This window comes from Microvirga lenta, assembly GCF_020532555.1.
Taxonomy (GTDB): domain Bacteria; phylum Pseudomonadota; class Alphaproteobacteria; order Rhizobiales; family Beijerinckiaceae; genus Microvirga; species Microvirga lenta.
Genome location: NZ_JAJBBR010000024.1, coordinates 2,501 through 5,474 on the forward strand (window position 1 = coordinate 2,501; position 2,974 = coordinate 5,474).

Here is a 2,974-nt window from a genome sequence, read left to right on the forward strand (position 1 = left end):
CATGGCTAGATCACCCGGTTTCGGGTCTAAAGCAACGAACTCAAAACGCCCTGTTCAGACTCGCTTTCGCTGCGCCTCCACCTATCGGCTTAAGCTTGCTCGTTACTTTAAGTCGCTGACCCATTATACAAAAGGTACGCGGTCACCCAGGACGAACCTTGGGCTCCCACTGTTTGTAAGCATCCGGTTTCAGGAACTGTTTCACTCCCCTCGTCGGGGTGCTTTTCACCTTTCCCTCACGGTACTAGTACACTATCGGTCGCTGAGGAGTACTTAGGCTTGGAGGGTGGTCCCCCCATGTTCAGACAGGATTTCACGTGTCCCGCCCTACTCGCATCCTGTGATCACTCTGACCTGTACGGGGCTATCACCCGTCTCGCCCGCCTTTCCATGCGGTTCCAGTGAAGATCTCACAGGCATTGGCCTGGTCCGCGTTCGCTCGCCACTACTAACGGAGTCTCGTTGATGTCCTTTCCTCCGGGTACTTAGATGTTTCAGTTCCCCGGGTTCGCTTTAAACCCCTATGGATTCAGAGTTTAATACCTTCATCTGACCCTCCGTAGTGCAACACCACCCTCACGGATGACGTCACAATACAAAGGGTCGAAGGTGGGTTTCCCCATTCGGAGATCCTTGGATCAAAGCTCGTTCGCAGCTCCCCAAGGCTTATCGCAGCGTACCACGTCCTTCATCGCCTCTCAGCGCCAAGGCATCCACCAGATGCTCTTACGACACTTGATTACTCTTATGATCGGTGTCCGTCGGCAAAGACCGGACCCGATCCAAGAAAGACCTGTCTTCGATCCGCAGACCGAAGACTTTGCTTGCCGAACATACCCGGCTCATCAGCCTGCGGGGCTGACGCTGGTTCGCAGGGACTAGGTTGCCCTGCCTGCCGAATATGTTCCCTCTTTACGATTTCAAACATCCGCGCCGCGCTTGAACTCAAGCACCGCACGAAGCTCTGTGACACCGGACAAAAACTGGTGGAGCCAGACGGGATCGAACCGACGACCTCCTGAATGCAAATCAGGCGCTCTCCCAGCTGAGCTATGGCCCCCTTTGGGAAAGACCAGATAAGCGTGGTGGGCCTGGGACGACTCGAACGTCCGACCTCACCCTTATCAGGGGTGCGCTCTAACCACCTGAGCTACAGGCCCTGAACCGCATCTTGTCCGGAGTGAGATAAGAGAAGCGAAGACGGCAGCGTCCCGCATAACGGGATCTGACTGATCCCATGTGTTCAAAAGAGCCTCGATAGAACCGACGGATGTCGGCGCATAAGGAAGCATCCTTAGAAAGGAGGTGATCCAGCCGCAGGTTCCCCTACGGCTACCTTGTTACGACTTCACCCCAGTCGCTGACCCTACCGTGGTCGCCTGCCTCCTTGCGGTTGGCGCAGCGCCGTCGGGTAAGACCAACTCCCATGGTGTGACGGGCGGTGTGTACAAGGCCCGGGAACGTATTCACCGTGGCGTTCTGATCCACGATTACTAGCGATTCCACCTTCATGCACTCGAGTTGCAGAGTGCAATCCGAACTGAGACGGCTTTTTGGGATTAGCTCCCCCTCGCGGGTTCGCTGCCCATTGTCACCGCCATTGTAGCACGTGTGTAGCCCAGCCCGTAAGGGCCATGAGGACTTGACGTCATCCCCACCTTCCTCTCGGCTTATCACCGGCAGTCCCCTTAGAGTGCCCAACTCAATGATGGCAACTAAGGGCGAGGGTTGCGCTCGTTGCGGGACTTAACCCAACATCTCACGACACGAGCTGACGACAGCCATGCAGCACCTGTGTTCCGGCCAGCCGAACTGAAGGAATCCATCTCTGGAAACCACACCGGACATGTCAAAGGCTGGTAAGGTTCTGCGCGTTGCTTCGAATTAAACCACATGCTCCACCGCTTGTGCGGGCCCCCGTCAATTCCTTTGAGTTTTAATCTTGCGACCGTACTCCCCAGGCGGAATGCTTAAAGCGTTAGCTGCGCCACTGAGCAGCAAGCTGCCCAACGGCTGGCATTCATCGTTTACGGCGTGGACTACCAGGGTATCTAATCCTGTTTGCTCCCCACGCTTTCGCGCCTCAGCGTCAGATCCGGACCAGTCAGCCGCCTTCGCCACTGGTGTTCTTGCGAATATCTACGAATTTCACCTCTACACTCGCAGTTCCACTAACCTCTTCCGGTCTCAAGCCATGCAGTATCGAAGGCAATTCTGTGGTTGAGCCACAGGCTTTCACCCCCGACTTACAAAGCCGCCTACGCGCCCTTTACGCCCAGTGATTCCGAACAACGCTAGCCCCCTTCGTATTACCGCGGCTGCTGGCACGAAGTTAGCCGGGGCTTCTTCTCACGCTACCGTCATTATCGTCGCGTGCGAAAGAGCTTTACAACCCTAAGGCCTTCATCACTCACGCGGCATGGCTGGATCAGGCTTGCGCCCATTGTCCAATATTCCCCACTGCTGCCTCCCGTAGGAGTCTGGGCCGTGTCTCAGTCCCAGTGTGGCTGATCATCCTCTCAGACCAGCTACTGATCGTCGCCTTGGTGAGCCTTTACCTCACCAACTAGCTAATCAGACGCGGGCCGATCCTTCAGCGATAAATCTTTCTCCTCTCGGACGTATCCGGTATTAGCCCAAGTTTCCCTGGGTTATTCCGAACTGAAGGGCACGTTCCCACGTGTTACTCACCCGTCTGCCACTCCCCCCGAAGGGGGCGTTCGACTTGCATGTGTTAAGCCTGCCGCCAGCGTTCGTTCTGAGCCAGGATCAAACTCTCAAGTTGAAGAATTTGATCTCGACTATAGTCACTACGCAAATTGACAGAGTCCATCTCACTCCGGCCTAAGCCGAAGCGGTGTACTCACCAAAGCATAGAACTGGTCGATGTCCATTCATCGGCCATCCTCTCGGACAGCCCGCAAGAACACCGCCGCCTACGCTTCTCTCTCTCATCTTCACTTGTCAAAGAGCA

The 2,974-nt window shown here is 55.7% G+C and carries 2 tRNA genes and 2 rRNA genes (1 of these 4 only partly in view); all 4 read right to left on the minus strand.

The annotated features are described in order from the left end of the window. A 23S ribosomal RNA gene (locus LGR44_RS21590) occupies positions 1-741 on the minus strand (it extends 2,065 nt beyond the left edge of the window). Between the two features lie 243 nt (positions 742-984). Next, positions 985-1,060 (minus strand) — tRNA-Ala (locus LGR44_RS21595). A 23-nt stretch (positions 1,061-1,083) separates the two neighbouring features. Then, positions 1,084-1,160 (minus strand) — tRNA-Ile (locus LGR44_RS21600). A gap of 138 nt (positions 1,161-1,298) precedes the next feature. After that, positions 1,299-2,785: ribosomal RNA gene (locus tag LGR44_RS21605) — 16S ribosomal RNA — on the minus strand. The 16S and 23S rRNA genes sit together here with 2 tRNA genes alongside, the layout of an rRNA operon. Positions 2,786-2,974: the final 189 nt, after the last annotated feature.